We start from the raw sequence: 5,710 nt of genomic DNA, 5'->3' as shown, positions 1-5,710 counted from the left end.
AACATCAATATTTTGATAGGAAGCATAAACCAAAAGGTTGTGCATGTAGGGTGCTGAAATTTTCATTTTATAAAGTTCAATAATCTGGCGCAAAGTATCAATAATGTATATGTTCTATCTGATAATTTCACTCCAACAATAATTTTCACTTTATCAACAACTTTAAAAAATGAATACTTTACAAAAATTTTTAGCAGCAAATGCCTTATTCTCTACTGCCATTGGAGTTGAATTACTCCTTTTTCAAGAAGAAGTGGAACAACTTTTTGGACTTCCTCATTCAAACTTCTTTTTCATATTAGGAATACTTTTATTGGTCTTTGCACTTATTCTTGTTGTAGAAATAATAAAACAACGTGCTTTGCCTGTTTTATGGATCATAGTACAAGATGTGCTCTGGGTTGTAGCGAGTATTGTTTTATTAATTTGGGATCCATATAACATAACACTTGAAGGCAATATAGCCATAGCCGCTGTGGCAGCGGTAGTAACAGTTGTTGCTATAGGACAATCTAAAGGTTTGGCAAGAATGGATGAAGGCAGCCAAAGAGGGTTAAAAATATTCAGATTTAGTAGAAAAGTTAAAGGAAGTAAATCTAAAATATGGGAGGTAATATCTGATGTAGGAAATTATCATAAGGTAGCACCAAATATAGACGGTGCCAAAATAGTATCTGGAGAAAAAGAAGGGTTAGTAAGGCAATGTACACATAAAGGTGATTCATGGACTGAAACATGCACTTTATGGCAAGACGAAAGGCAATATTCTTTTAAGGTTAATACTAATGCACCAGACTACCCTTACCCACTAAAAACTTTAAGCGGAACATGGAAGATTGATGAAAATCTTAATCACGAGAAAGAAATTATTATGGTGTTTGAGTTTGAATATAAAAAGCCAATACACAATGTTGTATTGCATCCATTAATGAAATATCAATTCACTAAAGTATGTGAAGAACTTTTGGATAAATGGCAGGAAATGATTGAAAAGAAATAGTCCAAACTTATATTCTATGAAGTTGGGTTTAAGCATGGTAACATTAGGAGTTATAGATTTGAAAGCCTCCATAAGATTTTATCATGAAGGTTTAGGGCTGCCCATGCTCGAGTCTCCACCAGGGGCAGCTTTAATGCGACTCAATGGCAAGTGGATTGAACTTTCAAGCCTGAGTAATATTGCTCAGGAGGCTGGAATGAAACCAGAATGCCCTGGTTATAGTGGCATTAATTTAACATATACTGTTTCATCTGAACAGAAAGTTATTGAAATCTTAGATAGAGCCAGAGAAGCAGGAGGAAACTTGATAAAAAAAGCACATAAAGCTAAGTGGGGTGGATGCCATGGTTATTTTATGGATTTAGATAAACACTTATGGGAAGTAGTTTATAATCCTTTAAACTGGTTAGGAGGAAAAGATTAGGAGAATAATTTCTTGATTAATTTGTAACAGGCCAAAGGGATTCAGATTTAGAGTTTTCAAAGGCCGACTCTTTGTGATCCTCGATTTCAGTAAAGAAATCGTAGCCTGTTACTTTTAATACCATTATTTTAAGAGCTTCCTTGTGGAACGATTTACGGTGTGAACACCTGCCTTTTTGCGCAGGTAAATTGGCAGTTTACGGAACGCAACACCGTATGAGTACCGCAGATGCACCGCTTTACCTGCCATATTTGGCGGCTTTAATTATCCTAGATTGTATTATTAAAAAAATAATTTTCTACAGAGCCATTTCGTCCACAGCATCCTTCTAAGTAGGCAATTAAGTACCCAAAAGTTCGGGCAATCAAATGAACATGTGATGTGTTTTTATTCTTAGACCTTGTCCCGTATAAAACAACAGAATTAGCCAATCTGGGGTTTAGTATCCTCCAATTATGAGGAGGTGTTGGATCGATAAGTCCATACATTAGCCCTCCCAAACTAGCTATTAAATCAAATTCAGGAACGTTGGGTGCTATTCTCAGTAAATCTTCTAAAGTATTATTACGCTTTCCATTTACTAAAACATCTGAATAATCAATACTCAATATCCCCAAAAAAGGATTAGATGATAAGCCACCTGATATACCACCCCCAATTTGCAGACCCCCCGGCAAATATTTGGTTGAATTGTTTTTTCTAATATTTACAGACCTGCAGATATCATGTAAATGCTCTAGAGCCCCCTTTGATTTTTTTGTTCCTAAAAGTGATTTTCTGTTTAAAGTCCGCTTAATTTCAAAAATCCCAACTACTGATTCTACGGGGACAATTTCTAACCCTTTATCATCATCAATAACAAACAAACTGTGTGGAACAAAAGTGTCAACGATTATTAAATCAACCTGAGGAGAAACACTAGGAGATTGATTCACACTTTGAGCACTTGCAATGTAACCGTGTGTAACTTTAAATCTTTTGGGAATTAATTTTGAAAAAAGAATTCTGATTTCTGACTCAAGCCCACTCCCTGATTCTTGAACGTTTTTAACATATTGATGTGTGAATAGGGATTTAGCCAATAAATACTCTATGTATTTAACATTTAAATCAAAAATATTATTATACGTTGCCATATCTGTTTCTATGTTTTAAGATTAGAATGAAAATAATTGACTCAATTTGGAGCCAATATTTTGATACTTAATTTAAGGAATTTACTTTTTCATGTTGGATCCAAAAGCTTTTGCGAGCTCAGGGTAAGATTGGAATAGATTTCTTAAGAGTTGAATATCTGTCATTGAGGTTTCGAATTCATGACCTTCGGAATCGCGCCATTCTAAGTTTAACCTCACCAGCTTAATATCTAATGGTCTTCTTAAATGGCCTAGAACTTCATATAACCCTTCAAAAGAATCTTCTCTGAGGTATTGCATGGCTCCCCCAATTATCTGATAGAAGGCTCCATTGGGGGTATTTGAAATAGTTAGATAACTGTGTTTTTACTTTACTCTTAGTTCCTTAATCAAATACACACCCTATTACAAAGTTCAATTATGGTGCTAAAAGAGTGCCATTTTTTTGATTCGAATTAGGGAAAAATACCTATGAAATTGAGTAAAAATACCTAATCACTATTTTCTGGGAGGACAATCAAATCATTCGTTACTAATCACATTTGAATATATAATTTGAAGTTAAAAATTAAAATGGTAGCCAAGTGATAAAAACCACCCTATATTAAGATCAGAAATCGTTGGATCGTTAATTGGTTCGGGGTAAGAGTCATTCACCCCAATAGTTTTACTTAACTTGTCTACAGGTCCAACTATAATTCCTGCATCTAAGGCAATCATATGTTTTTCACCTTTTGATAAACCGCCACCTATTAATAATCTTGGTCTAACCTTATTTGTGATGGATACTCCCGGGCCAAAAGAAAAATGACCCGAAATCATTTTCTCATTATTTACAACTTTACCCACTCGCACTATTGACGCCATTCCTATTTCAAAACCACTAACATCCTCCTCAACAATAGAAAATGTTGTATCAGGGGCAGGATTACTTTCAAAAGAGTATACTTCGTCATGTAAATTGGATGTATAAAATGAAAGCCCCACCGAAATGAACTTATTGCTTCGTTCTGGAAAAATCAGACTTGATTTATATGTAGGCAAATTGAATTTTGAATCTCTCGGTGTGATAGCATATTTCAAAATGGCTCGCTCTCCATTGAATTGAAATTGTGATGATAAGTAATCTTGATTTTTATTTTTCTCTAAAAATATAATTGATTCTATGAGTTTCTTGGCGTTCTCATTATTCAATGAGTCAAACAACGCATCAATAGTTATCACCAGATCAGAAAAGCTTTTCTTTATAGCTTCATTTACAGTTTTAAAGTCTTTCTCATCTTTAATTTTATCAATAATTGTTTTCTCGTACACAAGATACAGGCTATAGTCGGTCAGTACTTTATCCCTAAGCTTAATTATTGAAATTCTCATCTCCGAGATACTATCAATCAAATTTTTCGAGGATATATGATCATCTATTTCTAACTGATCTAAATTGTAAAAAATGGATTTGGTTACTCTTGTTTTTAGATTCTCAACTGAAAGCTCTTTGTATTTGAGTTTTTTGTTTAGCAATAAGAGAGCCTCTTTGTAACTAATAAGTTTCTTACCAATTTCTGTTAGTTCTTTGAAATTGCCTTTGCCTTTTGTTGCATTAGGAATTGCACTCAATGATACTGTTTTAAAATTATCGTTTAATTCATCTTCAATTGCTTCAAATTTGGATTTAGAGGCTGTAACAGAACCAATATTTTCAACTATTGCAGAGAGTGCTTCCAGTTGTAAAGTGCCAAATGTGGGCATGTTGATAGAACTGGACACCGTAGAATCTAGTGTGTTAATTTTTACATCATATAAATTCATGTTGATGTTTTCAATTTTGAACTGATAAAATTGTCCTTCTTGTATTTCAGATTCTTCATCAACTTGAGAGTAGTCTAATTTTTTATCCTCAAAATTGAGTTTAATAATTTTTACATCGTTGTTATTTTGTGCCTGATTTGAAGAAGGCTGTTTCGTTATATTACAACTTATTAGTGAGGTGAATAGAATGATATAGGTAAAGAATTTCATAGCATGTATTTTACCCTAAATAAAATAAATTTATAGAAAAGTCTTTTTTGCCATTAGGTAAAAACACCTAATTCCTTTTATCAAATGAGCCCATAAATGAAAAAAGATTAGTCATTTCCCTTAGTCTACTTCTAACTCTATTACCATAAATATTTTCAATTTCATTGGCTGCAAGGTTGGTGGTAACAAATGTGAGCATTTGATGGCTAAGATAGTAATCATAACGACTGAGGAGAATTTCGGCCATTACGTTTAAATTAGCACCATAGTGTGGTAATGAGGTTTCAACTCCCAAGTCATCAAAACAATAAGCTCGAGGCTGCACTTCAGATCCAATGGCACGGAATGATTGAGCGGTGTATTTGTAAAAGATTTTGATTCCATGCTCTGCAAATTCATAGGCGATTTTTCGAGTTGGAACCATCACATATTGTTTATGTGGAGGATGGATGTGTTTGAGAAGGTTCATCAATGTAGTTTTACCGCAGCCGATAGGTCCAGTTAAAAAGATCCCTTTATGAAGTTTGATATTTAGCTTTTCAGCCTTCTCTTCATCTTGATAGAAATAAACAAATAGTTTGTAGATGGTTTCGTAGTCCTCCTCGATGATGGTGAAGTGCTGGCCATAGGTTTGTCGGCCGAACTTTTGGAGGTAGGCGGTGACTTCGGAGAAGAGGAATTTGGAGGAGGGGAAGGTTTTGTCAAGGTTGTTTTTTAATGTTTTCATGGTAATATTTTGATTGTTTCTTACCTTCTTTTCTTTAGATGAAAAGAAGCAAAAATCAAGGCAGATACAATTCTCAACCGGGCCAAGCCACTTACAGAAACATAAGGAAATAATAGCACAGTAAATGATGGCGCGAGATAATGGAAAATAGATGAAACATTCAAGCTTCATTTGACGATAGCCAAGAGCTGAACCAAATAAACCTAAAAGTATCCAAGGAGAAGGTGTTGATAATTTGTGCCAGAACACTAAGTCTCATCTGGCAATGCGCCTTTCACAAATTGAAGAATACAATAATCTCGAATTTGTTAGAAATAATTACTAGTAACTATCTAATGGAATCTGAATATAGCTGTCATTAAACCACTTAATTATCATAGGATCTTTTGAGTCATTAATCGTTTCAT

6 protein-coding genes are annotated in these 5,710 nt (G+C 34.1%); 2 read left to right on the top strand and 4 right to left on the bottom strand.

Translation table 11 applies throughout. The features are described from left to right. The first annotated feature begins 169 nt into the window (after positions 1-169). Entirely contained in the window at positions 170-1,000 is an 831-nt protein-coding gene (locus RLO81_RS07810; RefSeq protein WP_350109667.1) for a type II toxin-antitoxin system RatA family toxin, read from the top strand. A 16-nt stretch (positions 1,001-1,016) separates the two neighbouring features. Next, positions 1,017-1,424 (top strand): VOC family protein, encoded by a 408-nt coding sequence (locus RLO81_RS07805; RefSeq protein ID WP_350109664.1) that lies wholly within the window; start codon positions 1,017-1,019, stop codon positions 1,422-1,424. Between the two features lie 269 nt (positions 1,425-1,693). Here RLO81_RS07805 and RLO81_RS07800 read toward each other — a convergent pair whose 3' ends face one another. The 4 genes from RLO81_RS07800 to RLO81_RS07785 all read right to left on the bottom strand — a co-directional run bounded on the left by RLO81_RS07800 (position 1,694) and on the right by RLO81_RS07785 (position 5,303). Further along, positions 1,694-2,560 (bottom strand): DUF6602 domain-containing protein, encoded by an 867-nt coding sequence (locus RLO81_RS07800; RefSeq protein WP_350109661.1) that lies wholly within the window; start codon positions 2,558-2,560, stop codon positions 1,694-1,696. 81 nt (positions 2,561-2,641) lie between these two features. Beyond that, positions 2,642-2,860: a hypothetical protein gene (locus RLO81_RS07795; protein ID WP_350109659.1), complete on the bottom strand. Its 219-nt coding sequence runs from the start codon at positions 2,858-2,860 to the stop codon at positions 2,642-2,644. A gap of 261 nt (positions 2,861-3,121) precedes the next feature. Next, entirely contained in the window at positions 3,122-4,576 is a 1,455-nt protein-coding gene (locus RLO81_RS07790) for a hypothetical protein (protein WP_350109656.1), read from the bottom strand. A gap of 67 nt (positions 4,577-4,643) precedes the next feature. Continuing rightward, positions 4,644-5,303: an ATP-binding protein gene (locus RLO81_RS07785; protein ID WP_350109653.1), complete on the bottom strand. Its 660-nt coding sequence runs from the start codon at positions 5,301-5,303 to the stop codon at positions 4,644-4,646. Positions 5,304-5,710 lie beyond the last annotated feature (407 nt).

It is taken from the genome of Fulvivirga sp. (assembly GCF_040220315.1).
Classification (GTDB): domain Bacteria; phylum Bacteroidota; class Bacteroidia; order Cytophagales; family Cyclobacteriaceae; genus Fulvivirga.
This window is presented reverse-complemented; position numbering and strand designations above follow the sequence as displayed.